Raw genomic sequence first — 26,724 nt, forward strand, 5'->3', positions numbered from 1 at the left:
AGTTGATATTAATGATTGATAACTATGATTCATTCACTTATAACTTAGTTCAGTATTTATCTTCATTAAAAGAAGAAGTAGTTGTAAAAAGAAATGATGAATTGACTATTGAGGACATAGAAAATTTAAATCCAGACATTATCGTACTGTCTCCTGGGCCATGTACTCCTAATGAAGCTGGTATTTGTATAGAAGTAGTTGAAAAACTTAAGGGTAAATATCCAATCCTAGGGATTTGCCTAGGTCATCAAACTATAGGACAAGTATTTGGTGGAAAAATAATAAAAGCGCTAGAACCAGTTCACGGAAAGGTTCACAATATAGATCATACTGATAAGGGCGTGTTTAAAGGACTTAACAATCCTCTTAAAGTAACTAGGTATCATTCACTAGTCATAGATAAGAATACGTTACCAGACTGTCTTGAAGTTACTTCTCTAACTAAAGAAGGAGAAATTATGGGTGTAAAACATAAGGAATTTATGATAGAAGGGGTACAATTCCATCCAGAAGCCATACTTACAGAGCAGGGAATGGAACTACTTCATAATTTCTTAAAGAGAGCTAAATCTAAAAAGTAGGTGACTAAGGATGAAAATAAAAAAAATAGATACTAAATATAACGGATTTGAACTATATACTTTATTTAAAAATTATCCCTATAGCTTCATTCTAGATAGCGGTATGGATAAGGAAAGACTGGGTAAATATTCTTTTATAGGATTTGACCCATTCTTAGTATTTAAAAGTAAAAATGAAACTATAACCATTGAAGAGGGTAATACTACTAGGGTTTGTAAAGGTAATCCCTTTGATGAATTACGAGATATTATGAAAAAATACGAATTCAAATATGATTCTCCCCTTCCCTTTATAGGTGGGGCCGTTGGATATTTTTCCTATGATTTATGCCATCACGTAGAAAATCTACCTAGAACTGCCCTAGATGATGTTAATATATATGATTGTCACTTTGGATTATACGATGGAATAATAGTAGTGGACCATACTGAGGACGAAACATATATATGCTCTTTAGGTATTAAGGATGATGAAAATAAGGTAATAGAATTTATAGAAAATATTATAAGTAAAAAGCCTCTGCCTTCTGTAGAAGAAGAAAATAAGGATGAAGTAACTATAGAATCTAACTTTACTAAAGAAAATTATGTAAAAGCCATAGAAAGTATTAAAAATTACATTAGAAGTGGTGATATATATCAAGCCAATATGACTCAAAGATTTACGGCAAATATGACCCAATCACCCCTTTCTTTATATTCTAAGTTAAGAAATATAAATCCAGCACCCTTTGCTGCATTTATGGACTTAAAGGACCATCACATATTATCCTCTTCTCCAGAGAGATTTATTCAGATAAGAGATAATCATGTGGAAACTAGACCAATTAAAGGAACTAGACCTCGTGGAAAATCCCCTGAGGAAGATAAATTAAATAGCGAAGATCTACTGAGCAGCGAAAAGGATAAATCTGAATTATTAATGATAGTTGATTTAGAGAGAAATGATTTAGGACGAGTTTGTAAGTCAGGAAGCGTATCAGTTCCTGAGTTATTTACCCTAGAAACTTATCCTACTGTATATCATTTAGTTTCCACAGTGGTGGGAGAGTTAAGGGATGAAGTTCATCCTATTGACTGTATAAAATACTCTTTCCCTGGAGGTTCTATTACAGGTGCGCCTAAAATTCGTGCCATGGAAGTTATAGATGAATTAGAACCCACTCAAAGAAATCTCTATACGGGATCAATTGGATATATTGGATTTAATGGAGATATAGATACTAATATAGTGATTAGAACTATCCTTTGTAAAAATAATAAGGCATATTTCCAAGCTGGTGGTGGAATAGTGTGGGATTCTGATGCTCACCTTGAATACGAAGAATCCCTTCATAAGGCACGAGCTTTGATGAATGCATTAAAGTTGTAGGTAATATTATGAAAAACTCACTTGCCTATCAATATGGATATGGACTATTTGAAACTATAAAAGTGGAAAGCTCTAAGTTACTGTTTTTAGATGATCACATTGAGCGATTAGCCTCATCTGCCACTCAAATAAATATGCCGGTAGAACCTTTAAAAAATTTAAAAAACAGGGCCTATTTATATATAAAAGAAAATAACATAAAAAATGGCATACTAAAAATTATGTATATTAAAGACACTAATTATAAAGTAGAATTCCTATATCGTGAAAATCCTTATAGTCAACACCTGTATGAAAAGGGATTCAAAATTAATTTTTCGGATTCAAAAAGAAACCCCTATTCAAATATGGTTTACTTAAAAACTAATAATTATCTAGAAAATATATTGGAAAAAAACAACTCCAAAAGTTTAGGATTTCATGAACCCTTATTTTTAAATGTACACAATCATATAAGTGAAGGTGCCACTAGCAATATATTCTTTGTAAAAAATAATATTGTTTATACGCCAAGTATAAATTGTGGCCTTTTAAATGGAATTATAAGAAAAAATCTAATAAAATTTTGTAAACAAAATAACATTCAGTTAATAGAAGGAGAATTTAGTAAAGAGTTTTTACTAGATTGTGATGAAGTCTTTGTCACTAATTCCATCCTAGAAATAATGCCTGTAAGCATGATAGAAAACAATTCATTCAATATAGATACTTACAATTTAACCAAAGAAATATATAATAAATTTTGTGACTATATGAGAAAAGAGGGGTAAACAATGGATAAGGAAAAAATTAAAAGAGCCGTAAGAGACATATTAGAAGCTATAGGAGAAGATCCAGATAGAGAAGGATTACAGGATACTCCTGACAGAATAGCTAGAATGTATGAAGAAATTTTTTCAGGTCTTAAAGAAGACCCAAAGGACCACTTACAAATATTTTTCCAAGAAGAAAAACATGAAGAATTAGTATTAGTTAAAGACATACCCTTTTATTCCATGTGTGAACATCACCTAGTTCCATTCTTCGGAAAAGCCCATGTGGGATATTTACCAAAGGGAGGAAAATTAACAGGACTTAGCAAATTAGCAAGGGTAGTTGAGACCGTAGGAAAAAAACCTCAACTTCAAGAAAGATTAACTGCACAAGTGGCTGAAACCATAGTGGAAATGTTAGATCCGTATGGAGTAATAGTAGTTGTAGAAGCAGAGCACATGTGCATGACCATGCGTGGAGTAAAAAAATCCGGATCTAAAACTATTACTTCTGCCGTACGTGGATTATTTGAAAGGGATGTAAAAGCAAGAAATGAAGCTATGACGCTTATTAAGTTTTAGGGGGAAATAAATAATGGGCAAAATGGATTTAAAATGCGGTAAATATACATTAAATTTAGGTAGTAAAACTTTCATAATGGGAATCCTAAATGTAACACCAGATTCATTCTCAGATGGCGGAGAATTTACTAGTGTAGATATAGCTATAAAACATGCTAAAGAAATGGTAAGTGAAGGAGCTCACATTATAGATGTGGGTGGTGAATCTACAAGACCAGGTAGTGAAGAAGTGGGAGTAGAAGAAGAAATAAAAAGAATAGCTCCTGTTATAGAAGCCCTTGTACGTGAGGTAGATGTTCCCATTTCAATAGACACTTATAAGTCTCAGGTGGCGGAAAAAGCCCTGTCCCTTGGTGCTCATATAGTAAATGATGTATGGGGAATGCAAAGGGATAAAAATATGGCTAATGTGGTAGCAAAATATAATGTTCCTATCATAGCCATGCACAATCAAATAGGTACTGAATATTCTACAGACATTATGGATAGCATGATAAATTTCTTCAAAGAAACTGTACGTATTGGTACAGAAGCTGGAATATCTCATGATAAGATAGTTTTAGACCCGGGTATTGGCTTTGGAAAAACAGCTGATCATAATATAGAAGTCATGAGTAGACTTGAAGAATTAAACCAATTAGGATATCCTATATTATTGGGTACATCTAGAAAATCTACCATAGGTAAAATACTAGACCTACCTCCTAAAGAAAGGGTAGAAGGCACTATTGCAACTTCTATCATAGGAATTCAAAAGGGCGTAGATATCTTAAGAGTTCATGACGTAAAAGAAAATTTACGTGCCGCTAAGGTAGCTGACGCCATAGTAAGAGGTGTAGTTCCATGGACAAAATAATAATGAAAAATTTAGCTTTCTTTGGCTACCACGGTGCAATGGCTGAGGAAAATGTTCTTGGTCAAAAGTTTTTTGTGGATGTGGAAATTTATACAGATTTAAAAAAGGCAGGAAAAAGTGATCAGGTAGAAGATACTGTTCACTATGGAGAAGCCTACACATTAGTTAAGGACATAGTGGAAAAAAAGACTTTTAACCTAATAGAAGCCCTAGCTGAAAACATAGCCAATGAAATATTAACAAATTTCTCAACAGTAATGGAAATTGATGTTACAATAAGAAAGCCAGAAGCTCCTGTTCCTGGTATTTATGACTATTTTGGAGTACAAATAAGGAGAAGTCGTCATGAGTAAAGCATACTTAGGAATCGGCACTAATATGGGTGATAAATTTAAAAACATAAAAGACACTTTAGAATTACTAAATAAAAATAGTAAAATAAATGTTACTAAAATATCCTCCTACTATGAAACGGAACCAGTAGGATATGCAGATCAGGATTGGTTTTTAAACATAGTTTGTGAAGTAGAAACGGATTTGTTGCCCTATGAATTATTGGATTACTGTGCTTTTATTGAACACGAATTAAAGCGTGAACGAATTATAAGATGGGGTCCTAGAAGCATTGATGTGGATATACTCATTTACGAAGGATTTACATCTACTGATGAGAAATTAACTGTTCCTCATCCTAGAATGACAGAAAGAAATTTTGTAATGATACCTTTACATGAGATAAATGACAATTTAGTAATTAATGGTGAACCTATCAAGAGCATTATTGATAGATTAAATGGAGAAGAAATTAGGAAGGTAAATCATGAAAGATAAAAAAATACTAAACGGACAAGAAATAATAGTTAATGTTAGAAATTTAAAAATAGGTGGAAAGAATCCTAAAATATTTATAGGAGGTCCATGTTCTGTAGAAAGTGAGAAACAAATCATGACTACAGCTAAACACCTTAAAGAAATTGGTGTGGATATTCTACGTGGTGGAGTATTTAAACCTAGAACTAGTCCTTATGCTTTTCAAGGATTAGAAGAAGAAGGTCTTAAAATGTTAAGAAAAGCTGGAGATGAATTTGACTTACCTATCATTACAGAATTAATGGACGAGAAAAATTTAGATTTAATGTTAGAATATACAGATATAATTCAAATAGGGTCACGAAACATGTATAATTATCCCCTTTTAAAGACCCTAGGAGGCGTAGACAAGCCCGTATTATTGAAAAGGGGTATGAGTGCTACCATAAAGGAATGGGTCCTAGCAGCAGAGTATTTAGCGGCCCATGGCAATAAAAATATTATCCTTTGTGAACGTGGAGTACGTGGATTTGATAATTATACTAGGAATATGCTAGATTTAGCAGCTGTACCTATTATGAAAAAAGAAACTGGTCTACCTATAATAGTTGATCCATCCCATGGTACAGGAGTAAAATGGCTAATACCACCTATGACTAAAGCTGCCCTTGCAGCCGGTGCCGATGGAATAATGGTAGAAGTTCATCCAAATCCAAGTGAAGCCCTAAGTGATGGAGATCAATCCCTTACTTTTGAAGAATATGAAAATATTTATAAGGAATGTGCAAAATAGCTTTGAGAAATCTCAAGGCTATTTTTTATTTGTACTATATATAAACTTATTTCATTTCAAATCCTTTACTTTTCAAAAACTCTCTCATATGAGGCCTTAACTCATTCCCCATTTTTTCTGCCATCTGCTTAGACCAAGAATCGTCTCTCTTTCCCCTAGTTCTTTTAAGATAATATTCACTGATTACCTTATCATACTCTTTTATTTTTTCTTCGTCCCCTTCTGTACTATATTTTTCTTCCTTAAATACCACATCCAAAGGTAATCTTGGCTTTATTTCTGGGTCTTGATTTGGATAGCCTAAACACATACCAAATAGGGGATATACATTTTTAGGAATATTCAAAAGATCACAAACCTTGTAAGGGTCATTTCGTATTCCTCCTATGTACACGCCTCCTAACCCCATTGATTCAGCAGCTACCATGGTATTTTGAGCAGCAAGGGCCGCATCTACAGTTCCTATGATGAGTGGCTCAGTGTACCCCTCTATCATGTGGGTATTATTCATTTTACAAGCTAAATCTAATCTATTTAAGTCTGCACAAAAGACTAAAAACAATGGGCACTTTTCAACATATATTTGGTCACCACTTAATTTTGCAATTTCTTTCCTTGTATCCATATCCTCTACCCTAATAATTGTATAGGCTTGAACAAAACTAGAAGTAGACGCACATTGTGCTGATTCAATAATCATTTTTATTTTCTCTTCTTCAACCCTTTTGTCTTGAAACTTTCTAATAGATCTATGGGATTTTAAAAGTTTAATAACTTCATTCATTTCAATACTCCCCTTCTTACTTTTCTTTTATTAGTACCCATACAAAGCCATAAATAATCCTATTCTTTTTTCTAAGTCTAAGAACTAAAAAAAATCATTAATTATGTTTTTGCCATTTGTTTTTTTCTTACTTCAATACTTAATTTAAGAAGTTCTTTTTCAAGTTTCACATTAAAAATACTTTTTTCACAAGTTTTTAGCTTGTCTAATATAATAAACTAAACGTAAAATAATTGTTTAGTTAGTACTTATATTTAGTTAAATATAATGGCAAATTGGAAGGTGATTCTATATGCGTTGTCAAAACGATATGGTTTGTAAAAATAATACAGGTTGCCAAGACGATATTCTTTTTTCATGGGGACGTAATAATTGGGGTCAATTAGGTATCGGCTCGTTTGGCGGTTCTAGCAATACTCCTATAAAAGTAATGAGTGGAGTAACTGGACTCTTCAATCCTATGGCTATAACTGCTGGTGGATTTCATAGTTTAGCAATTGATCCCAATTATAAAGTTTGGACATGGGGACGTAATGATAATGGTCAATTAGGTGATGGTACTTTCACTAGTAGTAATATCCCTGTGCGGGTGAGTAAAGTAACTGGACTCTCCAATGTTATAGCTATAACTGCCGGTAGATTGCATAGTTTGGCAATTGATTGCAATGGCCAGGCTTGGGGTTGGGGAGGTACCTTTTTTGGTGAATTAGGTGATGGCACTTCTGGTCCTGGCCAAGATATGAATACCCCTGTTCAGGTAAGTGAATCAACTGGCCTCTCCAATGTTATAGCTATAGCTGCCGGTGGTTTTCATAGCCTAGCAATTGATTGTAGTGGGCAACCTTGGGCTTGGGGACGTAATTGGTTTGGTCAATTAGGTAACGGTACTTCTGGTCCTGGTGTTATTAGTAGTACCCCTGTACAGGTAAGTGGACTCTCTAATGTTATAGCTATATCTGCTGGTAGTGCTCATAGTTTAGCAATTGATTGTAGTGGGCAACCTTGGGCTTGGGGACGTAATAATAATGGTCAATTAGGTAACAATACTACCACTGATAGTAATACTCCTGTACAAGTAAGTGGACTCACCGATGTAGTCGCCATATCTGCTGGCGGTGGGCGTAATAGCGTCGATGATCCTTTTGGCCATAGCTTAGCAATTGACTCTGCTGGTCAAGCTTGGGCTTGGGGACTTAATAATTGGGGCCAATTAGGTGACGGTTCTAACAGTGATAGTGATATCCCTGTCCAGGTAAGTGGACTCACCGATGTAATCGCTATATCTGCTGGTGGTGGGCATAGCTTAGCCATTGATTCTAATGGTCGGGTTTGGGCTTGGGGATTGAACTCCAGTGGTCAATTAGGTGACGGTAATTTCACTAATAGTGACACCCCGATTCAGATAAGTGGAGGAACTTGACTCTTTGATGTAATATCTATAGCTGCCGGTGGTCAGCATAGTTTAGGCCTAAAATATCTATCCTGTGGAATTCTGCTTTAGATAATGCCTTTTTACTTTAAGTAGAATACAAATTATAAAATGTTATCTACAGTAAATTCATATATTCTTAAATAGCCAAGCATAACCTAAGGTAACTCTTTCAGGTTATGTTTTGTTTATTTAACTGTCTCAATAATTCTACTTAATCCATAAAATTATTAACTTAAACTTTTAAATAGAAAATAAATTTATTATTAGTTATCCTACAGATTATATTCATGGCCAAGATTAACTGTCCCATAAAGTAAGTCACAAGTTTTCAGCTTGTCCAATATAATAAACAAACAGTAGAATAGCTGTTTAGTTAGTATTTGATTAGTTAAATATAATGGCAGGTTGGGAGGTGATACTATATGAGTTGTAAAAACAATATGATTTGTCAAAATAATATAGGTTGTCAAAACAATACCCTTTTTTCATGGGGACTTAATAGTTTTGGACAATTAGGTGATGGTACTAACATTAATAAGAATATCCCTGTAAAGGTAATCAGTGGAGTAACTGGACTCTTCAATCCTATAGCTATATCTGCTGGTCGATTTCATAGCTTAGCAATTGATTCTAATAATCGTGCTTGGGCTTGGGGACGTAATGATAATGGCCAATTAGGTGACGGTACTAACACTGATAGTAATATTCCTGTGCAAGTAAGTAAATCAACTGGACTCACTAATGTTATAGCTATATCTGGTGCTCGATTTCATAGCTTAGCAATTGATTGTAGTGGTCAAGCTTGGGCTTGGGGATTTAATAATAGGGGACAATTAGGTAACGGAGTAACAGGCGGTTCTAGTAATATCCCTGTACAGGTAGATACAACAACTGGACTCACCAATGTTATATCTATAGCTGGCGGTGGTAACCATAGCTTAGCAATTGATTGTAATGGTCAAGCTTGGGCTTGGGGGCGTAATAATTTTGGTCAATTAGGTAACAATACTACCACCGATAGTAATACCCCCGTGCAAGTAAGTGGAGGAACTGGACTCTCTAATGTTATAGCTATAGCTGGCGGTAATTTTCATAGCTTAGCAATTGATTGTAGTGGCCAAGCTTGGGCTTGGGGACGTAATGATGATGGACAATTAGGTGATGGCACTAACTTTAATCGTGATGAGCCTGTACAGGTAATTGGACTCTCTAATATTATAGCTATAGCTGCTGGTCGTGATCATAGCCTAGCAATTGATTCTGATGGTCAAGCTTGGGCTTGGGGACTTAATAATAGGGGGCAATTAGGTAACGGAGTAACGGGCGGTTCTAGCAATACCCCTGTGGCGGTAGATACAACAACTGGACTTACCAATGTTATCGCTATAGCTGGTGGTCAAACTCATAGCTTAGCTATTGATTCTGATGGTCAAGCTTGGGCTTGGGGCCGTAATAATTCTGGTCAATTAGGTGACGGTACTAACAATAATAGCAATACCCCTGTACAAGTAAGTGGAGGAGCTTGACTCATCAATGTAATATCTGTAGCTGGCGGTGGTCAGCAAAGTTTAGGCCTAACATCTCTATCCTGTAGAATTCTATCTTAAGAAACACTTTTTACTTTAAGTAGAATACAAATTATAAAAGGTTATCTACAGTAAATTCATATATTGTTAAATAGCAAAGCATAACCTCACGTAACTCTTTCTGGTTATGTTTTGTTTATTTTAAACAGATAAAAAAGTAAATATTTTTTATTTTCGACAAATTCTAATATAATTTCCTAAAATTATACTTTATAATACTAAATGTATTAATTACTTTAAAAATAAAGTGTTTAAATAAAATAATAATATTATCAATGTTAGACAAATGATGTATGGAAAAATTTGGACGCTTTATGCCATACTGATGTAGTGGCGTAACCGACTAACTATAGCTTTTTTTATAGTTAGTTTTTTTGTATGTAAAACTTAAAAATTCAATATTAAAATCATGGGGAGGGAAATAAAATGGAGAAAATACCATACAGAGAAAGATTGGGATTCAAAATCACTTTATCCTTTTTAATCATCATAATACTAACTGCTGGAAGTTTATTAGGTATAGTGTATCATCAAAATTATAAGCTATTAGTACATAATGTAGGAAATAACGCTTTAAAAATTGCACAAGTAGCTTCTGAAAAAATTGATGTGGAAGAATTTAAGAAGCTAAAAACAGTAGACGATATGGAAAAAGCATCTTATAAAAAGATGCAAGAAGATCTTAATTATATTAGAAATATAGGCGGAGCAAAATATTTACATACTATAAGGGTAAATGAAAATGGTGAGTATGTATATGTAGTAGATAGTGATGTTGAACAAGAAACAGAGATTGGTGAAGAAGCAGAATTTTATTCAGAATATGAATATGTTATGAAGGGAAATCCTTATATAGATGATGTAATATGGATTGATCAATATGGTATCTTAATATCTTCACAGTATCCAATCAAAGATGAAAATGGTGCAGTAGTTGGATTTGTAGGTGTTGACTATGATGTAGAGACAGAATATCACGCATTTCATAAAATGAAACAAAATATCATTATAATGGCATTAGGGTTACTAATATTAACATCCATATTAGGAGTAATTTTATTAAAAAAAGTAACAAAACCAATAGAAACTATAGCTAAAGTAGCTAATAAAGTTGCAAATTATGATCTAACAGTTGAAAATATTAATATTAAAAGTAAAGATGAAATAGGGCAACTAGCTGAAGCTTTTAATAGGATGGTAGAAAATTTAAGACAATTAATCAACCATATAACAAGTACATCAGAGAATTTAGGAGCATTTTCTCAGCAAGTGGCTGCTTCAACCCAGCAATCAAATTCTATGGCAGATCAAGTGGCCCAAACAATGGACCAGCTTGCCAAAAATGCAATAGAAGAAGCAACATCCATAGAACAAGCTACCAAAACAATCAATGAGATGGCAGCAAGTATGCAACAAATTGCAGAAAATGCCCAAACAACAAATGTAGCTGGAAAAAATGCTGAAGAAGCAGGAGAAAATGGAAAACAAGCAGTAGATAAATCAATCCAAACAATGGCTCAAGTTCAAATGTTTATGAAAGAAGCTGTTGGATCAACAGAAACTTTAGGAAAAAATTCAAAAGAGATAGGTAATATCGTTCAGATTATAACAAGTATTGCGGACCAAACTAATCTTTTAGCATTAAATGCAGCAATAGAAGCTGCCAGAGCAGGAGATTCAGGACGTGGTTTTGCTGTAGTAGCAGAAGAAGTTAGGAAGTTAGCAGAAGAATCAAGCAATGCTGCTAGCCAAATTACCAAATTAATAGACAACGTACAAAAAGGAACAGGTTCAACAGCAGATTTAATCAAGAAAGGATCAAAAGTAGTAGAAGAAGGTTCCATTGCAGTTATGGACACTGGAAGAGCATTTGATGAAATACATACAGCTATAAATCAGATTACAACTGATATAGAAGAAATATCTGCAGCAACGGGGCAAATGTCTACTGGATCAGAGCAAATTGTAACTGCCATGGACAATATAGCAAATTTGACACAAGAAGGTGCTACTGGCACACAGCAAGCTTCTGCTGCAACACAGGAACAGATGGCCACAATTGAAGAAATTACTTCTAGCGCTCAAAATCTTGCCTATATGGCAGATGACTTACAAAAACAAGTGTACCAATTTAAACTATAAGTAAAGATGCAGTTGGAATTTAATATGATTTAATGAAAAACTTTTTAACCCAATACAATAATTATATAAATATTAAAATTTAAACACTTAAAGAAGATTTTTATAATCTTCTTTTTCTTTTTATCTTTTTTTTAATGGAACATAACATACTTTTTTATTGTACATATGTTTCTATATGTGAATTTGTTCCAAAAAAATTTAAATTTAATATTATAAAGTAATAACTGGTTTATTTGACAATTATTATCCTCATTGTTATAATTGATAATAATTATCATTATCAAGGAGGTGGTCCTATGAACGAACATAAACAATGTTTTAAACAAAATAAAGACCCATTTATACAGTGGTTAGTAGGAACTTTAGGTCCTGTTATATTGGGAGTAAAGCCATCAGAAATAATGAGTTTTAAAATGAACGATGCCACTACTAATGAAAAAATAAAAAAAATAGAGGAGACCTTCTCTATTTGTAAACATATATCTTATAAAATTTCATATTATAATGGTACTAGTATAAAAGTATTGTTTTATAATGTGAAATCTTTAGAAAAAACTTTAAAAGAGCCGAGAAACTTGAAATTCCTAGCTTCCATAGGTTATCCGAAAAAATTTTCTCTAAATTTTTTCCTAAATCATTTGATTAGTAAGATAAATCTTGGTATAATACCTACAGAAATAGGAGTTTTTTTGGGATATCCTTTAAAGGATGTCATTGGGTTTATGGGTCATCCATCTTTAAAGTTAACGAAGGTTAATGGCTGGAGAATTTATGGGGATTCGAGAATATCTGATCAGAGATATGAAGAATTTCTCCAAGCTAAGAAAAAGATTCGTGACTTGTTAACAATCAATAATCCCAGTACTATTCTCGCTATAACATCATAATAATGTTATCATATAAAAACCCCCAAAGGACACTGGTTTTACCTAGTGTCCTTTACCCCGTTATTTAGCAAATTTTACAATGGTGCTTAATACTTTTTCTAAATCTTCTCTACTTATTTCTCCATCACAATTTTTTATTAAACAATCATCTGCATACTTCTCAATTATAAGTAATCCAACCCTATGTACAGAAGATCTTATAGCTGCTATTTGTATAAGTATATCTTCACAGCTCTTATTATCCTCTTCTATCATCTTTTCAATTCCACCTATATGTCCCTTAATAGTTTTTAACCTATTTAATATATCCTTTTTGGCTTGTTCTTTAGTCATAATTTACCTCCTAAGCTTTTGTGCCCCTACGCAGGGGGGTTAATTATAATATATCCTTTTTTGAAAAAAAATCAAGGTCTTTTGAGCTTTTAAACCTTTTTATAGACAATAAAAAAAGGTGTACTTCGTACGCTTCGCTATGGAACCCTATGGTTTCCTTCGACGCAACTAGCGTTGCTGAGCACCTTCCTTCAAAGAGGCAGGGGAATTCTTCGCCCACACCCCCTTATTTTTTACTTGTCCACAGTTTTAAAAAATTATAATTTCCTAACAAGTAAAAAATAAAAGGATATGTCTAAGGCATAATACCTTATAAACACATCCATCTAAAAAAAATTTAATAGCCGTAAGGACCACCATAGGGATCACCATAAGGGCCACCATAAGGACTACCATAAGGACTACCATAAGGATTATAGCGGCGTCTTCTCCTTCTTCTTCTTAGAAGCTCAGTGATAATGAAAGCTCCTATTAAAGCTTCTAATGCTCCTCCCCCATATACAGATGCTTCTACATCTTGTTTTCTTCCTTCTCTTTCGTACATTACTTTTACCTCTTTAACCATTCTATCAAAATCCTCTTTACTAGGGAATGGTTGCATATGCATATTGTATATATGATCTTCCCTTGCACATACCATTCTTACGTAAGGATATAGTTTATGGTAAAGAGGGTGATGAAGCTTTATGGCTTCTCTTTCATAATACTCCATGTGTTCATAGTAGTTGTACATTAGACCCCCTCCTAAAAAATTTCATGGTATATAATATGTAGCTTCTTTATGTAAAGTGCATAGATTTTAATATAATCTTAGGAATTGTCCTTACTTTTTTAATTATGAGGAATAGGACAAACAATTCTTAAATATATTATTAGTACGAGATAAGCTAGAGAGGTGAATATTATGTTAAAAATATTTGTTTTAAAAAGGCGCAATGTATACATAGCTTTATTAGTCTTATTAGTTTTAGTAGGTGGTCTTATTTTTTTAATGGCTAGGTCTGGGTCTAATGAAACCTTCTCCGATACCATGAAATTTACCTATAAGAAAATATCTCCTGAGCAGACTAAGGTATTGCTAGATAAAAATCCCAATGCTATAGTATTTGATATTAGAGAAGAAGACGAATACATACAAGGACATATCCCCAGTGCAACCCACCTTAGCTATAAGGAGCTAAAAGTACAAATGGAGTATTTCAATAAGGATAGAATATATGTCATATATGGACCTACTGCTAAAAAAGCTGCTAAGGTAGCTGATGTTATGACTAGCAAAGGTTTCCCTAAAGTGTATATTTTAAACGGTGGTATAGACAAATGGCCCTATGATTTAGAATAAACTAGAGTATATCTCTAGTTTTTTTTATTTTAAGCAACGTAAATCAAAATAATTTTAGGGGGTTATTAAATTTAATAACCCCCTATTTTTTTTTAAATTCTTGGTGGAAGAGTTGGATCCTTTGGTACTACAATTTTACCTGTTTTAGCATCTATATGAAGTATCCAATATCCATAGTCATTGACCTCTTTACGGAACGCTTCCACAGGATGCCAATATACAAATCCTGTCATTCCTTCATAGGGTTGTTCACTTTCCATAAATCTACCTGGAATACCGTACATATAGTATTTTGTGTCATCTTCTTCATATTTAATTCCAAATATATAATGTTCATATTTATTAATTAGACCTGGACAAGTTGGTCCACTTTCTTCATTGTCTTCTTCAGATACATACCCATAAAATGGTAAGAAGTTCCTGTACATGGTTTGATCATCATAATCAATTCTCCACCATCTAGTATTTTGTATATTTTTATCAAATGGTATTATTTCTGGATAATACCCCAACATGCTCTCCACATATTTACATATCATTTTAAAATGATATTGATAAGATGAATGTTCCATTGAATCCCTATTAGTTAATCCATCTAACTGAAATTCCTTATGTGAAGACTCTATTTCTTCTTCCATATAACCGAATTGATTTCCCATAAAATCCAAATTTTTCTTATCATATTCTATAAATTCTTTTTCTACTTCTGTTCCTGAATCTTTAAAAGTATTTAATTCTTCTTTTACTTCTACTTCTGTTTCTATATCTTTAAAAGCTTCTATTTCTTCTTGTACATCCACTTCTGTTCCTAGATTTTTAAAAGTTTCTATTTCTTCTTCCACTTCTACTTCTGTTCCTAGATTTTTAAAAGTTTCTATCTCTTCTTCCGCTTCTACTTCTGTTTCTATATCTTTAAAAGCTTCTATTTCTTCTTGTACTTCCACTTCTGTTCCTAGATTTTTAAAAGCTTCTATTTCTTCATCTTCTTTAACTTCAGCAAATAATTCCACCTTTTCTTCTTCATTATTTTTATCCAATACCTCTTCCAGGATATTATCCTCTTTACTAACTTCAGCAAATTCAACTGGTACATCTTCTACAGGTGATATGCTATCTGCAACTTCTCTTTCTTCCTCATAAGTATTTTTATCAGATTCTACATCCACTAAATTCTCAATCTTATTTTCAGCAACTTCATAGTCATTATTATGTTCATGGGATACATGAATTTCTTCTTTTTCATTATGCTTTTGAAATAGATCCTCTTTATTTTTCTTGTATAACTTGCTACTAAAAGCTTCTTTCCATACTACCTTCTTTTTATCTATATATCCAGCTAAAGGTATGATGATTGACTTTCTCTTCGCATCTTTTGTTGATTCTGCCACAATACAAACTACATTAAAGTCCTTCATTGATGCTTTCTTTCCATCCACATTATCTGCATTAAAGGTCCATTTTAGTTCAGCTTTACCAGACTCTTCTACCTTTAAAATGCCATTATCCATATAGATAATATCATCTCTGTTAGTACCTACTAAATAGGACCTATACACATATTCTGCGTCGTAGAAGTATTTGATATTCTGTATATAATGAGTAAGTACACCCTTTCCGTTTTTCACTTCAATCTTAGTGTATCCCTTTGGACTTTTTCCTGTTTGTAAACTAAAACCTTCATCTTCCTGACCTAGTATAATAAAATACCTACGGTATTTCTTATTGTCCATTCTTTACTCCCTCCTCCCGTTTTTATCACCTTACTATTAATATATGTGGTCTTTTAAAAATAGTGCCTTTTTTATCATAAGATTTAAGTAAAAAAAATTATACTTCGTATAATTCGTTATGGAACCCTATGGTTCCCTTCGACGATTGCTAACGCAATCTGAACACCTTCCTTTAAAGAGGCAGGGGAATCCTTCCCCCACACCCCCTTAATTTTTTACTTATCTACATCTTGAAAAATTTATAATCTCCTAGTAAGTAAAAAAATAAATGACGTGAAAATTTTTCACGTCATTTATTGATTATATTATGAAAGCATCTGCTAATTTAGCAAACTCATCTATGGATAAAGTTTCTCCCCTTCTCTTAGGGTCTATTTCAGCCCTTTCTAAGGCTTCCCTTATAAAATCCTTCTCAAAGTTCAACCCACTATTAGATAAAGCATTTAAAAGGGTTTTTCTTCTCTTACCAAAGGCAGCTCTTACTATTTTAAATAATAGTTTCTCATCTCTTACTTGGACTCTAGGTTTTTCTAACACTTCTAAGTTTATAACAGTGGATTCTACCTTAGGTTGAGGAATGAACACACTTCTTGGCACTTTAGTTATTATATGGGGCTCACAATAATATTGTACTGCCACAGATAAGGCTCCATACTCTTTAGTTCCAGCACTGGCTCTCATTCTATCTGCAACTTCCTTTTGAATCATTACAGTAATACCTTTAACAGGTACCTTTTCTTCTAGAAACTTCATTACAATAGGTGTAGTAATATAGTAGGGTAAGTTAGCTATTAACTTAATAGACCCTTCAACCTTTAAATCTCGTAACAAGGTGTGTACATCAACTTTTAATACATCCTCATTAACTATATCTATATTATCCTTATCTCCTAGTGTTTCTCCTAATATGGGGATTAATGTCTTATCTATTTCTATGGCCACGACCCTTTTAGCTTCTTCACATAATACTTGAGTCAGTGTTCCAATTCCAGGACCTACTTCTATTACTGTATCTTCCTTAGTTACGTTTGATCCATGGACTATACTGTATAGTATATTTTCATCTATCAAAAAGTTTTGTCCTAAACTCTTTGAAAATTTAAATCCGTGCTTGTTTACTATCTCCTTGGTCTTTTTAGCTGATACTAATTTATCCATTCTTATTATTTCAACTCCCTCTTCACATTCTCTAGTGCCACGTTAAATTCTTCTCTAGTAATACCATAATTATTTAATCTATGTAAAAATTGCTTTCCATTGGCATATCCTATACCTAATTCTTTTCCCATTCTATCCCTCATTTTAGTAGCCTTATCCGAACCTACCAGATCATTTCTTATTAAGTCTATCTTTTTAAATTCTTCTCTTTTTTCGTGGACGATACTTCTCACCTTTTCAAGGGCAGCTATTATACTCTCAGGGGTGGCATTTTCTATACCTATGTCACCTTTTTTTGTAGCTTCGTCCCTAGGTAGGAAAGCATGTTTGCATCCATCTACCCTATCAGTTATATATTTTCTTATCTTCTCTCCTGCAAAATCAGGATCGGTAAATATGATTACTCCCTTTTTCTCTTGAGCAAATTTAATTCTATCTATAGTCTTTTTCGTAATACCAAATCCATGGGTAGTTATGATTTCTGCATCTACTGCTCTTTTCACTGCTGATACATCATCTCTGCCTTCTACAACAATGACTTCTTTTATTATCATTTGTTTCCTCCATTTTTATTTATTCTTTCCTAATTTTACAATATGTATTTTCCCTTGTATAGGATTAATTGTAAATTAAAGCATATTCAAAAAATAAACTAGTAAAATAGCTCATTTATTTTTTGAATATGCCTAACTTATAAAGACAGTTAGCTTTTAGGCTAACTGTCTTTTATATCTAACTATTATTTCCTTTAATTATTATGAATACACCTGCTTCCTTTTGGCCCACTCCACTGGTTACAGGAAATACATCTTACTTTTCCACCTTTTCCCCGTCGTTTAAGCAAATCAGAATCACAGATGAATAGTATAATCTTTAATTCAAATAAAACCTCTTTATACCTATCTAATATATAGTCTTGTTAAAGTTTTGCTAGTTCTACTATGGTTTCGCCTACGTCCTCTGCACTTTTAAACGGAAAATGGTTAGCATTTAGTAATTTTCCAGCTTCACCTGCTGTTATTTTCAAATCTCCAGCTTTACATGTTGTCTCTGCCCCATTAGGGAATGCTCCTAACAATTCTTCTGGTGTATTGATAGGGAACTGTGCGTCCTTTAAAGCTCCCACAATTTGCTTTTTAATAATTTCACGTACTGACATATCCTTATACCTCCCATGTATTTTTCTTTACACAGTTAGTATACTTTATATAATACTATGTATCTGTAAAGTACTTTACAAAAATACCTTTAAAATTAATATCCTAAATTGCATTCTCCAATATGATGCTATCAGTTATATATATGTATCTTTTTTCAATAGCAATTAATCCCTCATTTTTTAAGGTATTTAGTATATTAGTTACCATTACTCTAGATGCATTAACTAAATTAGCCATATCTTGATGACTTAAAATAACATCGATTTTTATTCCTCTTTGAGTGGTCTTGCCATGCTTTTCAGCCAATTTCTTTATAATATTTAGTATCCTACCCTTAACATCATTAAATGCTATATTAGCCATTTGTTCTGTATATCCATTTAACTTATTAGTTAGATGCTTCATCATTTTTATTGCAATCTGTGGATTTTTTAAAAGCTCCATAAAATCACTTCTTGAACATACACATACAAAAGTATCTTCTAATGCCTTTGCATTAAAGGTATGTGTGGAATCATCAAATATAGTATTCTCACCAAATATATCATCATGCTTCAGTATATCTAATGATATTTCTTTACCCTGGGCGGATACTTTATATAATAATATCCGTCCTTTTCTTATGAAATAGATCTTATCACAGGGCATGCCTTCACTAAATACCGCCTGTCCTTTTTTTAGAAATGTTGGGCGAGCTAAACGAGCTACTAAATTCTTTTCTGAATCATCAAGAGAACTGAATATATCTAGATCTTTCATACATTTTATTTTTTTTGTCATTATTTTAATCCTTTCTACCATGTATTTTATAATTAATTGGCTTAAACGCAATCATTCTATTACTATATAATATATCATATGGGAAATTCTCAACTAAAGCCAGGATACAACGTACAGATAGGTGTGGAAAATTTGTTCTTATGATGAAAAAAATTCGATTAATACACATGAACTCTATAAAACTAGGACCAACCAACATGAATAAAGAGACTATCTCAGAAATCATTCTGAGACAGTCCCTTATATTTTACTCTAGTACATATACCATTACAGGTCGTCTTCCATATTTATACACTTCTTTAGAATCTGCAATGAATAAATCTATTTTATTTCCCTTTATGGCTCCACCCGTATCCTCAGCAGATGCAAAACCATAATCTTTAGTTCCATCTAATGCCTTTACATACAATTTACTTCCTAAAGGTATCACTCTAGGATCCACTGCCACAACCCCAGGTCTAGCTTTTGTTCCACTACGAGTTATTCCATAATATTTATCTCCTGGATTTTTACCACAACTTTCATAACTTAAGTCATAGGCTGTAGCAGTCATTTTTATGACCTTTTTAACCCTTTGGTTGCCCCTTGATGTGGCCACATATTGTACAGTTCCCTTTTCAACCACTTCATCCCTAGGTTCCGCTAGAACTTCTTCTGCTAACATTTCTCTAAATATTTCTTCGCCATTTTTATATACTACTTTATACTCTATTACTTTTTTTCCCTTTTCACCTTTAGTTATTAAATTTACTTTACCCTTATCCATATCGTCATTATATTTAATAATACTCTTATAATCAATTTCTTCTTCTACCTTTAATGATTTTTCTAGGATCTTAACTATTTTTATTTCCTTCTCTTCTCCAATAGATCCCTCTAATGCGGGTGTTACTTCGTCATTTGGCCCAATTTCAACCCCATGTTCCATAAGTATATCACTAACTTTTGTGTTAGCGCTCATTATAACTTCTTCTTTTTTATCTATTACTATGTCTATTGGCTTAGCCCTGTTAATAATAATCTTCATATTTTTAGATAATTTACTATCTAATGGAGCTGATATTTTGTCATAAGCATTCAAATTGATTTTTCCCTTTTCTAAGGTATCTTCTACTGTGTTCATGAACCCACTTACTACTATTTTTCTGTTTCCATCCTCTACAGTTACTTTTTCATAGTTGGCATATCCAACTGCCACTATACTTAATATGAACACTAGTACTAGAAGTCTATTGGCTTTTTTATGTTTAATATTCATAAAATTTCCTCCTTCTAATTTGTCTCCAAGGATTTCCAGGAGACATGGTATTTTATCTCATAGAAGCTTAATAGTTAAATTTTGTATGTTTTATTCATACATTTCCTATTATTGACTTCATATGGATTTTTATACTTTACATATTTTTGTAATATTATTCATGAAAATTTATATTTCCCGGGAAATAGACTTTTTAATCCTTTTTTCGCCTTTTGGAACATAATACCGTTTTGTCAGTGTATAATATTCCAAAAGGCGAAAAAAGGAGTCACAAGAACAAAATAAAAGTGAAAAACAAATTGATGTTAAGTTTAATTATTATCACAAATTTAAGTCTATTCATAGTATCTTATTTTGGTTACACTTGTGTAGATAATATTTTATAAGATTCTATAAATAGTAAAATAGAACTCACTGTAAATAAATATAATGAGGATTTGGATAATTGGGTACAAAATAAAGTTCAAATGTTAGAAACTACAAAGGACATTATTGAAAAAACTAATAATATGGATAACCTTAAAAGGGACTACTTTAAAGGATATGAAAGAGACCCTCGTATTTATGACATGTATTTTGCATATTTTTCAAATATTTTTTAATAGATTGAGATAATTGGATTCCACCAGAAGGAAATGTTATATAAAAAGAACGACATTATTTATTATGAATTAAATAATGTCGTTCTTTTTATATAACCAATTAGCAAAGGCCCTTAACTAGTTAAATAACCAAGTAAATATAGTAGGTAACGGAGACCTTACTCATACTATACAAGTCTCTTCTAAGGATCAAATAGGGTCTTTAGGAATATCTTTTAATATCTAGATTTAATATATAATAAAAAAAACCGTACTTTTTTAAAGTACAGTTTCTTATTTTCAGTAAAATATGCACAAAGAAATCAGGACAGAATATTAAATATCCCTCTGTCCAATGGCAGAAAAATAGAAGACGATGATTATTTAAATTAAGCTTTTACAAGTTCATGTCTTATAGTAAATTTACTTTTTCTTTTGTATGTAAATAAATCTTTTTTAGATTCTATATTAATATAATCTGGACAATATTGCACGTCCCCATTTATAATATGCATTTTACATTGTCTTTTACAGCATGCGCATTTATTAGCAACTTTTAAATTATCCATTATTATCCCCCTTAAGCTGTCCACTTTTTTTCATCTTAGCATATGTATATTAAAAAATATGTAAAAGTTCATTGTCAAAAAAACACTAAAAACGGCTATCTACTAATTTTTATCTTTTTTTCGTGTCTATACAGGTTCTTTTACTATACCATATTTGTATACAAATTTAAAATACTACAAGGCTAAATAAAAATTTAGCCTTGTAGTATTTCCTTTTTTATTCCCTTTTTTAAAGATTCTTCATAATCTATAAAATCATATATATCTTCTTCAAATTTAACGTTAAAGTTTTTAAATTCACCTATGGATAATTTTTCTATTGGAATATTTTTTTCTTCACAATATAGGACTATATTTCCTGAAATTTCATGGGCATCTCTGAAACTAATACCCTTGTTAACTAGATAGTCTGCCACTTCTGTAGCATTTAAAAATCCCATTTTAACACTATCTTTTATGTTCTTTTCATTTACTTTCATTGTTTTTATCATACTAGTCATAATAACTACGCAATTAGATACGGTGTCTAGTGCATCAAAGAATTGCTCCTTATCCTCCTGCATATCCTTATTATAAGCTAATGGGAGGGCCTTCATAGTAGTTAATATACTCATGAGTGATCCATATACTCTACCAGTTTTTCCTCTTATTAGTTCTGCTCCATCTGGATTTTTCTTCTGAGGCATTATGCTACTACCTGTAGAATATTTGTCATCTAAAGTAATAAACTTAAATTCTTGGGAAGACCACATAATAATTTCTTCACTTAATCTGCTAAGATGCATCATTATTATGGAAAAAGCACTTATTAGCTCTATTATATAATCCCTATCACTAATACCATCTAGGAAATTATCTACTTTCTTGTTAAATCCCAAATTACGTGCAGTAAAGTCCCTATCAATACTATAGGTGGTTCCAGCTAAGGCACAACAACCTAGTGGGCTCTCATTTAAAATATCCACGCTATTTTCAAGGCGTTTTATATCCCTTTTAAACATTTCAAAGTATGCCATCATATGATATTTTAAAGTGACCGTTTGAGCCCTTTGAAGATGAGTATATCCTGCCATTATAATATTGTTTTCATCTCCAAAGATCTTTAAAGCATCCTTTAAATTATTTAGTCTTTCTATTAAGTTAATAGTTTCTTCTTTTGCAAATAACTTCATGGCTACTGCCACTTGGTCGTTTCTACTTCTAGCCGTATGAACTTTTTTTCCAACGGGTCCTATTTTCTCTATAAGGTTTAATTCTATAAAGGAGTGAATATCTTCATAATCTCCCTCTATCTTCAACTCTCCATTATCTACTTCTTCTTTTATCTCTTTTAGGCCATAAACTATTTTGTCTTTTTCCTCATTAGATAGTATGTCTACTTCACATAACATGGTCACATGAGCTATACTAGCTTTTATGTCATGAGGAAATAATCTTTTGTCAAAGGGTAGTGAACTATTAAATTGGTTCATTAAATAGTCCACTTCCTCCTTAAATCGTCCTCCCCAAAGTTTCATTTTACAGGTCCTTATCCATCATGGCCTTAATTTTAAATGGAAGATTGAATAAGTTTATGAACCCACCTGCATCACTTTGATCATAAAGATCACTATGGCCAAAGGATGATATTTCTTGGTTATAAAGTTTGTATTTAGAATCCATACCTGCTGGAATTATATTTCCCTTATAAAGCTTTAACTTCACCCATCCAGTTACATTTTCTTGAGTTTTATCAATAAATGCATCTAAACTTTCCTTTAAAGTACTAAACCAAACTCCGTTGTACACAAGTTCTGCATACTTAAGCCCTATCATTTGCTTATATTGATAAGTCATTTTATCTAATACTAAATGCTCTAATTCCTTATGAGCAAACATAAGAACGCTTCCACCAGGAGTTTCATATATACCTCTTGATTTCATACCTACTAATCTGTTTTCTAGTAAATCTACTACTCCAACTCCATTGTCTCCACCTATTTCATTTAATTTACTTAAGATTTCTACAGGAGATAGTTCTTCTCCATCTACCTTTGTAGGAATGCCCTTTTCAAAATGAATAGTAACATAAGTTGGTTCATCACTAGCTTCTTCTAGTGTTTTTGTCATCATATATAATATATCTGCTTTATGTTCATTTTTCACATCTTCTATATCTCCACCTTCATGGCTTATATGAAGTAAGTTTTGATCTCTAGAATAGATTTTTTCCTTAGTAACTGGTACTTCTATGCCCATTTCATTTGCATAATCTATAGCATCTTCTCTAGATTTAATATCCCACTCTCTCCAAGGAGCTATTATCTTTATACTAGGATCTATGGCCGCTATAGTAGTTTCAAATCTAACCTGATCATTTCCCTTACCAGTACATCCGTGAGCTATATACTTTGCCCCTTCCTTATGGGCTATCTCAACTAATTTTTTAGCTATAAGTGGTCTTGCAATTGAAGTTCCCAATAAGTATTTATCTTCATACACAGCATTAGCCTTTAAAGCTGTGAATACATAATCAGCTACAAATTCCTCTTGAACATTTTCAATGTAAATATTTACAGCTCCTGAAGCTAAGGCCTTCTCTTTAACTTCCTTCATGTCATCCTCTTGACCCACATTAACACAAGCAGCTATAATATCTAGATCATAATTTTCCTTTAACCAAGGTACTATGATAGATGTATCTAATCCCCCTGAATAAGCTAATACTACCTTTTCTTTCATTTTAAAATCCCCCTTCTATTCCTCAGCCAGTTGGCTATTTTTAGCAACAAATTCTTCAATTTTATTTTCTTTAATTAATTCATCTAATACAGTATCTATTACCTGTACTAAATCCTCATTTCCCTTTTTAACTGCTATGGCAGAGCCATTATCATTAGTTTCAATCTTCACATCTGATATGATTAATTCTTCATATTTATTCACATAAGATTTTGCCACAGGACTTTCTACTATTACTGCATCTACCTTTTTCTCAAGTAAATCTAACATTATATTAGAAAGCTTAGTTAATCCTTTTATATTCTTTTCATCTCCATATTCTTTAGCTAACTCTTCTTGTACTGTTCCCTTTTGTACTCCTAATTTAATACCCTTTAACTTATCTAAACTATTTATTTCACTACTATTTTCATCTAATATAACTACGGCTTGCTTAGCTTGATAATATACCTTAGAAAAATCTACACTCTTTTTTCTTTCTTCTGTTGGAGTCATCCCAGCTATGATAATATCAATCTTTTCTCCATTTAAAGCTGCTAATAATCCGTCAAATGCCATATCTTTAATCTCAACTTCTACCCCTAACTCTTTAGCAATTTCATTAGCTATATCTATGTCAAATCCTACTATAGTGTCTTTACCGTTTATATCCTTGTGAAATTCATAAGGTGGATAAGCAGCACTAGTTCCAATAACGATCTTTCCTTGGCTCTTAATAGAATCTACCTTAGACTGTACCTCTTCATTTCCACATGCAACCATACTCATAACTAATATTAATCCTAATAAAACCAATAATATCTTTTTCATATTCATCCTCCCTTTGTATTTTTATTCATATCAATGTATATTTATTAACTTGTATGAATTATATTACACATTTTTATAGGTGTCAATATGTTTTTTGTTTTTATTTTCAGTCAATTATTAACCATATTTTTCTGCAATAAAAAAACTCCTTGCAAATGCAAGAAGTTAAATAAAAAAGACTATCTCAAAACAGAAAATATTTTCTAGATAAGAGATAGCCCTTTTTTATGTGTAGTTCTAAATATTTTTAAATTTATAATCATAACCTCATTACCAAGTCTGTACTATTGATACAAATTTAATTGATGTAACCACAACTGTCATTGACATTACAATATATATACTTCCTATCATAGCTCTCTTAATCATTTTTAAATCCCCTTCTTTCAATTTTCTTAGTTTATTCCCATATTAAAATTATACATGAAAATAAAGATTTTAACTATTAACTCTTTCTTAAATATTATTAAATAAGAATTAATTATTTTATAACTACTAGATTATTTCCATGTAATAATATTCTGTTGATAAATCTAAAATATGGTTATAACATGGATTAAATTAATGATCGATAGATAAAGAAGGTGATAAAATGTTAATACTTTCAGTTTTGTTTCTTTTCCTACTTTATATTTGTTATGGTTTCAAACATTCCCACGCCCAAATAAGCTAACTGATAGGTTTAACCAATTTTACAGTAATGCTCTCCGTACTGCTATATAAATTTTAGATGATAAAAGTTTGCTCCTTTATTTTCATCACATAAATCCATCGTTGAAATTACTGTGGGATTCCATGAAGCTTTTCTAGGCGTATGTTTATAATATGAAAATTCATCTATAACTTCTATTTTATCATCCCATTTGGATACTTCTTTAGCTGAATCAACTCCCCAAGATAGTAAATTCTCTTTCATACCAGCATTACGCATCATATCATTTGCATATTTTAATCCTTCTCTAGATAAAGTATCAAAGAAAAACTCTCCATTAGAAAACTTTGATGCAAGTTTACAAAATAATTGACGTAATTCTTGTTCTTCAAAAAACATTAATACACCTGCCGCAAGAAAAAGTACGTTATCATGTATAGAAGTTATGTCATTAAACCAACTATAATCAAATACTGATTTTGAAATATACTTTCTACGTTTTGTCTCTGAGATGAACTTCTTTCTGAATTCTATTGAATCAGGAAGATCAAGGTCATACCACATAATTTGTCCGTTATCTATTCTTTCAAAAGTAGTATCTAAACCTGCACCAATATTTACGATAGTAGCTTTTGGATGTTTTTCAATAAAATTTTGTACAGCTATATCCATAGTTTTTGCCCTAACAACCCAAGATATGGCATTATATTCACTAAGTTTTTTCTCGAACGTAGAAAAATCATAATTAAGTTGACCTATAATCTCAATGGCTTTTGGGTCATATAATAGAGGATCACTTTTCTGGCTTTCCATAAAACGCCCCCATAGAGGTAAAAACATAGTTTGCTGAATACCACCTAATTCAAATATTGATTTTTCACTTGATGTATGCATAAAAATCACCTACCCGATTTAATTGATATCGATAATCCATCTCAATACCAATTAAATTTTATAATGAAAATTATATGAAATCAATTAAATGTATACAACAAAAATAGACAAATTTTAAAAAAGATGATTTTTACTATAGTAGAAATCATCTTTAAATGA

The 26,724-nt window shown here is 32.1% G+C and carries 28 protein-coding genes and 1 pseudogene; 15 read left to right on the forward strand and 14 right to left on the reverse strand.

The window, feature by feature from the left end; genetic code table 11:
* Positions 1–2: 2 nt before the first annotated feature.
* Genes CCE28_RS17055 through aroF form a run of 8 tightly spaced genes read left to right on the forward strand, consistent with a single transcriptional unit; the run spans position 3 to position 5,746 of the window.
* A complete protein-coding gene (locus CCE28_RS17055) occupies positions 3–581 on the forward strand; it encodes an anthranilate synthase component II (RefSeq protein WP_095134935.1) in 579 nt (192 codons plus the stop codon).
* Between the two features lie 10 nt (positions 582–591).
* Positions 592–1,953, forward strand: a complete 1,362-nt coding sequence (pabB, locus tag CCE28_RS17060) for an aminodeoxychorismate synthase component I (RefSeq protein WP_095134936.1) — start codon at positions 592–594, stop codon at positions 1,951–1,953.
* Positions 1,954–1,961: 8 nt separating this feature from the next.
* Positions 1,962–2,723 carry an aminotransferase class IV gene (locus tag CCE28_RS17065; protein WP_095134937.1) on the forward strand — a complete coding sequence of 254 codons (762 nt, stop codon included), beginning with the start codon at positions 1,962–1,964 and terminating at the stop codon, positions 2,721–2,723.
* A 3-nt stretch (positions 2,724–2,726) separates the two neighbouring features.
* A complete protein-coding gene (gene folE / locus CCE28_RS17070) occupies positions 2,727–3,287 on the forward strand; it encodes a GTP cyclohydrolase I FolE (protein WP_095134938.1) in 561 nt (186 codons plus the stop codon).
* 13 nt (positions 3,288–3,300) lie between these two features.
* A complete protein-coding gene (gene folP, locus CCE28_RS17075) occupies positions 3,301–4,143 on the forward strand; it encodes a dihydropteroate synthase (protein ID WP_095134939.1) in 843 nt (280 codons plus the stop codon).
* Entirely contained in the window at positions 4,131–4,496 is a 366-nt protein-coding gene (folB, locus tag CCE28_RS17080; RefSeq protein ID WP_095134940.1) for a dihydroneopterin aldolase, read from the forward strand. The genes folP and folB overlap by 13 nt, the downstream gene beginning before the upstream one ends.
* The gene (folK, locus tag CCE28_RS17085; protein ID WP_095134941.1) at positions 4,489–4,974 is read left to right on the forward strand and encodes a 2-amino-4-hydroxy-6-hydroxymethyldihydropteridine diphosphokinase; all 486 of its coding nucleotides are present in this window, start codon (positions 4,489–4,491) and stop codon (positions 4,972–4,974) included. The genes folB and folK overlap by 8 nt, the downstream gene beginning before the upstream one ends.
* Complete coding sequence (aroF, locus tag CCE28_RS17090; protein ID WP_095134942.1) at positions 4,964–5,746, forward strand: 3-deoxy-7-phosphoheptulonate synthase; 783 nt, start codon at positions 4,964–4,966, stop codon at positions 5,744–5,746. The genes folK and aroF overlap by 11 nt, the downstream gene beginning before the upstream one ends.
* A gap of 46 nt (positions 5,747–5,792) precedes the next feature.
* Here the strand turns inward: aroF and nfsA are convergent, their stop codons facing one another.
* Positions 5,793–6,530, reverse strand: a complete 738-nt coding sequence (gene nfsA, locus CCE28_RS17095; protein WP_095134943.1) for an oxygen-insensitive NADPH nitroreductase — start codon at positions 6,528–6,530, stop codon at positions 5,793–5,795.
* Positions 6,531–6,840: 310 nt separating this feature from the next.
* Here nfsA and CCE28_RS17100 point away from each other — a divergent pair, with 310 nt between their 5' ends.
* The 4 genes from CCE28_RS17100 to CCE28_RS17115 all read left to right on the forward strand — a co-directional run bounded on the left by CCE28_RS17100 (position 6,841) and on the right by CCE28_RS17115 (position 12,577).
* Complete coding sequence (locus CCE28_RS17100) at positions 6,841–7,950, forward strand: RCC1 domain-containing protein (RefSeq protein WP_278277590.1); 1,110 nt, start codon at positions 6,841–6,843, stop codon at positions 7,948–7,950.
* Between the two features lie 434 nt (positions 7,951–8,384).
* On the forward strand, positions 8,385–9,488 hold the full coding sequence (locus CCE28_RS17105; protein ID WP_095134945.1) for an RCC1 domain-containing protein: 1,104 nt from the start codon (positions 8,385–8,387) through the stop codon (positions 9,486–9,488).
* 486 nt (positions 9,489–9,974) lie between these two features.
* Positions 9,975–11,690 (forward strand): methyl-accepting chemotaxis protein, encoded by a 1,716-nt coding sequence (locus CCE28_RS17110; protein ID WP_095134946.1) that lies wholly within the window; start codon positions 9,975–9,977, stop codon positions 11,688–11,690.
* A gap of 296 nt (positions 11,691–11,986) precedes the next feature.
* Positions 11,987–12,577: a DUF3793 family protein gene (locus CCE28_RS17115; protein ID WP_095134947.1), complete on the forward strand. Its 591-nt coding sequence runs from the start codon at positions 11,987–11,989 to the stop codon at positions 12,575–12,577.
* 60 nt (positions 12,578–12,637) lie between these two features.
* On the opposite strand, the gene CCE28_RS17120 is transcribed toward CCE28_RS17115, so the two are convergent.
* Positions 12,638–12,910, reverse strand: coding sequence for a metal-sensitive transcriptional regulator (locus CCE28_RS17120; RefSeq protein WP_095134948.1), 273 nt, complete (start codon positions 12,908–12,910; stop codon positions 12,638–12,640).
* A 337-nt stretch (positions 12,911–13,247) separates the two neighbouring features.
* Complete coding sequence (locus tag CCE28_RS17125) at positions 13,248–13,643, reverse strand: hypothetical protein (protein ID WP_095134949.1); 396 nt, start codon at positions 13,641–13,643, stop codon at positions 13,248–13,250.
* Between the two features lie 171 nt (positions 13,644–13,814).
* Here CCE28_RS17125 and CCE28_RS17130 point away from each other — a divergent pair, with 171 nt between their 5' ends.
* A complete protein-coding gene (locus CCE28_RS17130) occupies positions 13,815–14,252 on the forward strand; it encodes a rhodanese-like domain-containing protein (RefSeq protein ID WP_095134950.1) in 438 nt (145 codons plus the stop codon).
* A 92-nt stretch (positions 14,253–14,344) separates the two neighbouring features.
* Here CCE28_RS17130 and CCE28_RS17135 read toward each other — a convergent pair whose 3' ends face one another.
* From CCE28_RS17135 to CCE28_RS17160, 6 genes are all read right to left on the reverse strand, one after another.
* A complete protein-coding gene (locus CCE28_RS17135) occupies positions 14,345–15,982 on the reverse strand; it encodes a DUF7922 domain-containing protein (protein WP_095134951.1) in 1,638 nt (545 codons plus the stop codon).
* A gap of 300 nt (positions 15,983–16,282) precedes the next feature.
* Complete coding sequence (gene rsmA / locus CCE28_RS17140) at positions 16,283–17,140, reverse strand: 16S rRNA (adenine(1518)-N(6)/adenine(1519)-N(6))-dimethyltransferase RsmA (protein WP_095134952.1); 858 nt, start codon at positions 17,138–17,140, stop codon at positions 16,283–16,285.
* 5 nt (positions 17,141–17,145) lie between these two features.
* Positions 17,146–17,691: a ribonuclease M5 gene (rnmV, locus tag CCE28_RS17145; RefSeq protein WP_095134992.1), complete on the reverse strand. Its 546-nt coding sequence runs from the start codon at positions 17,689–17,691 to the stop codon at positions 17,146–17,148.
* Positions 17,692–18,059: 368 nt separating this feature from the next.
* Positions 18,060–18,299 carry an MTH865 family protein gene (locus tag CCE28_RS17150; protein ID WP_095134953.1) on the reverse strand — a complete coding sequence of 80 codons (240 nt, stop codon included), beginning with the start codon at positions 18,297–18,299 and terminating at the stop codon, positions 18,060–18,062.
* Positions 18,300–18,402: 103 nt separating this feature from the next.
* A complete protein-coding gene (locus tag CCE28_RS17155) occupies positions 18,403–19,059 on the reverse strand; it encodes a Crp/Fnr family transcriptional regulator (protein WP_242973008.1) in 657 nt (218 codons plus the stop codon).
* Positions 19,060–19,327: 268 nt separating this feature from the next.
* Positions 19,328–20,338 (reverse strand): 3D domain-containing protein, encoded by a 1,011-nt coding sequence (locus CCE28_RS17160; RefSeq protein WP_095134955.1) that lies wholly within the window; start codon positions 20,336–20,338, stop codon positions 19,328–19,330.
* A gap of 437 nt (positions 20,339–20,775) precedes the next feature.
* On the opposite strand from CCE28_RS17160, the gene CCE28_RS22470 reads away from it, so the two are divergent.
* Both CCE28_RS22470 and CCE28_RS23040 read left to right on the forward strand, forming a co-directional pair.
* Positions 20,776–20,940, forward strand: a complete 165-nt coding sequence (locus CCE28_RS22470; protein WP_207652921.1) for a hypothetical protein — start codon at positions 20,776–20,778, stop codon at positions 20,938–20,940.
* A gap of 136 nt (positions 20,941–21,076) precedes the next feature.
* A pseudogene (locus CCE28_RS23040) lies at positions 21,077–21,166 on the forward strand (HAMP domain-containing protein); the annotation flags it as partial.
* Between the two features lie 142 nt (positions 21,167–21,308).
* Here CCE28_RS23040 and CCE28_RS17165 read toward each other — a convergent pair.
* The 5 genes from CCE28_RS17165 to CCE28_RS17185 form a co-directional block, all read right to left on the reverse strand.
* Positions 21,309–21,488, reverse strand: coding sequence for a hypothetical protein (locus CCE28_RS17165; RefSeq protein WP_095134956.1), 180 nt, complete (start codon positions 21,486–21,488; stop codon positions 21,309–21,311).
* A gap of 194 nt (positions 21,489–21,682) precedes the next feature.
* Positions 21,683–23,005, reverse strand: coding sequence for an argininosuccinate lyase (gene argH / locus CCE28_RS17170; protein WP_095134957.1), 1,323 nt, complete (start codon positions 23,003–23,005; stop codon positions 21,683–21,685).
* A 1-nt stretch (position 23,006) separates the two neighbouring features.
* Positions 23,007–24,209, reverse strand: coding sequence for an argininosuccinate synthase (locus CCE28_RS17175; RefSeq protein WP_095134958.1), 1,203 nt, complete (start codon positions 24,207–24,209; stop codon positions 23,007–23,009).
* Positions 24,210–24,224: 15 nt separating this feature from the next.
* Positions 24,225–25,019: a transporter substrate-binding domain-containing protein gene (locus CCE28_RS17180; RefSeq protein WP_278277587.1), complete on the reverse strand. Its 795-nt coding sequence runs from the start codon at positions 25,017–25,019 to the stop codon at positions 24,225–24,227.
* A gap of 715 nt (positions 25,020–25,734) precedes the next feature.
* On the reverse strand, positions 25,735–26,484 hold the full coding sequence (locus CCE28_RS17185) for a class I SAM-dependent methyltransferase (RefSeq protein ID WP_176461894.1): 750 nt from the start codon (positions 26,482–26,484) through the stop codon (positions 25,735–25,737).
* Positions 26,485–26,724: the final 240 nt, after the last annotated feature.

The organism is Anaeromicrobium sediminis, from assembly GCF_002270055.1.
GTDB classification, from domain to species: Bacteria; Bacillota; Clostridia; order Peptostreptococcales; family Thermotaleaceae; genus Anaeromicrobium; species Anaeromicrobium sediminis.

Excerpts from the sequence above, each read along its gene's own strand:
- CCE28_RS17180 (WP_278277587.1), bottom strand. The coding sequence starts at position 25,019 with ATGAAAAAGATATTATTGGTTTTATTAGGATTAATATTAGTTATGAGT.
- rsmA (WP_095134952.1), bottom strand. The coding sequence starts at position 17,140 with ATGGATAAATTAGTATCAGCTAAAAAGACCAAGGAGATAGTAAACAAG.
- folP (WP_095134939.1), top strand. The coding sequence starts at position 3,301 with ATGGGCAAAATGGATTTAAAATGCGGTAAATATACATTAAATTTAGGT.
- CCE28_RS17105 (WP_095134945.1), top strand. The coding sequence starts at position 8,385 with ATGAGTTGTAAAAACAATATGATTTGTCAAAATAATATAGGTTGTCAA.
- folK (WP_095134941.1), top strand. The coding sequence starts at position 4,489 with ATGAGTAAAGCATACTTAGGAATCGGCACTAATATGGGTGATAAATTT.
- CCE28_RS17065 (WP_095134937.1), top strand. The coding sequence starts at position 1,962 with ATGAAAAACTCACTTGCCTATCAATATGGATATGGACTATTTGAAACT.
- aroF (WP_095134942.1), top strand. The coding sequence starts at position 4,964 with ATGAAAGATAAAAAAATACTAAACGGACAAGAAATAATAGTTAATGTT.
- folB (WP_095134940.1), top strand. The coding sequence starts at position 4,131 with ATGGACAAAATAATAATGAAAAATTTAGCTTTCTTTGGCTACCACGGT.
- CCE28_RS17135 (WP_095134951.1), bottom strand. The coding sequence starts at position 15,982 with ATGGACAATAAGAAATACCGTAGGTATTTTATTATACTAGGTCAGGAA.
- folE (WP_095134938.1), top strand. The coding sequence starts at position 2,727 with ATGGATAAGGAAAAAATTAAAAGAGCCGTAAGAGACATATTAGAAGCT.
- CCE28_RS17185 (WP_176461894.1), bottom strand. The coding sequence starts at position 26,484 with ATGGAAAGCCAGAAAAGTGATCCTCTATTATATGACCCAAAAGCCATT.
- CCE28_RS17150 (WP_095134953.1), bottom strand. The coding sequence starts at position 18,299 with ATGTCAGTACGTGAAATTATTAAAAAGCAAATTGTGGGAGCTTTAAAG.
- CCE28_RS17165 (WP_095134956.1), bottom strand. The coding sequence starts at position 21,488 with ATGGATAATTTAAAAGTTGCTAATAAATGCGCATGCTGTAAAAGACAA.
- CCE28_RS17100 (WP_278277590.1), top strand. The coding sequence starts at position 6,841 with ATGGTTTGTAAAAATAATACAGGTTGCCAAGACGATATTCTTTTTTCA.
- CCE28_RS17175 (WP_095134958.1), bottom strand. The coding sequence starts at position 24,209 with ATGAAAGAAAAGGTAGTATTAGCTTATTCAGGGGGATTAGATACATCT.
- pabB (WP_095134936.1), top strand. The coding sequence starts at position 592 with ATGAAAATAAAAAAAATAGATACTAAATATAACGGATTTGAACTATAT.
- CCE28_RS17115 (WP_095134947.1), top strand. The coding sequence starts at position 11,987 with ATGAACGAACATAAACAATGTTTTAAACAAAATAAAGACCCATTTATA.
- argH (WP_095134957.1), bottom strand. The coding sequence starts at position 23,005 with ATGAAACTTTGGGGAGGACGATTTAAGGAGGAAGTGGACTATTTAATG.
- CCE28_RS17130 (WP_095134950.1), top strand. The coding sequence starts at position 13,815 with ATGTTAAAAATATTTGTTTTAAAAAGGCGCAATGTATACATAGCTTTA.
- CCE28_RS17160 (WP_095134955.1), bottom strand. The coding sequence starts at position 20,338 with ATGAATATTAAACATAAAAAAGCCAATAGACTTCTAGTACTAGTGTTC.
- CCE28_RS17155 (WP_242973008.1), bottom strand. The coding sequence starts at position 19,059 with ATGAAAGATCTAGATATATTCAGTTCTCTTGATGATTCAGAAAAGAAT.
- CCE28_RS17110 (WP_095134946.1), top strand. The coding sequence starts at position 9,975 with ATGGAGAAAATACCATACAGAGAAAGATTGGGATTCAAAATCACTTTA.
- nfsA (WP_095134943.1), bottom strand. The coding sequence starts at position 6,530 with ATGAATGAAGTTATTAAACTTTTAAAATCCCATAGATCTATTAGAAAG.
- CCE28_RS17125 (WP_095134949.1), bottom strand. The coding sequence starts at position 13,643 with ATGTACAACTACTATGAACACATGGAGTATTATGAAAGAGAAGCCATA.
- CCE28_RS17120 (WP_095134948.1), bottom strand. The coding sequence starts at position 12,910 with ATGACTAAAGAACAAGCCAAAAAGGATATATTAAATAGGTTAAAAACT.